We start from the raw sequence: 361 nt of genomic DNA, 5'->3' as shown, positions 1-361 counted from the left end.
CCCCGACCGTGTCGGCCGCGACTGCTGCGCTGACGGGGGCGACGGCGACCTCGTCATCCACATCGTCGTCCTCGTCATCGTCGACATCGACGGTCCGAGCGAAGTCCGGGACCCCGGAGACGAGCTCGACAGGGGCTTCTGCAGCGGCCACCGCGGGAGCTTCCTCCTGCTGCGGCGCCTCTTCTTCGACCTGCGCTGCGGCTGCTGCCTCGGCCTCATCGGCGGGTTCGGCGGATGGCACCGCTTCCGCCTCTTCGGCACCGATCACGGAGACGGAACCGGTGCGGGCCTTCTCCTGCTCGCGAACCTGGCGACGGGTCAGCGGGGCATCGCCGTTCGCTTCGTCGGTTACGGCGACCGG

1 pseudogene is annotated in these 361 nt (G+C 70.6%); it reads right to left on the bottom strand.

The window, feature by feature from the left end:
• Positions 1-361 (bottom strand): annotated as a pseudogene (locus ACNPM4_RS01995) (hypothetical protein); the annotation flags it as partial.

The sequence above is a fragment of the Microbacterium umsixpiens genome, from assembly GCF_053543675.1.
This window is presented reverse-complemented; position numbering and strand designations above follow the sequence as displayed.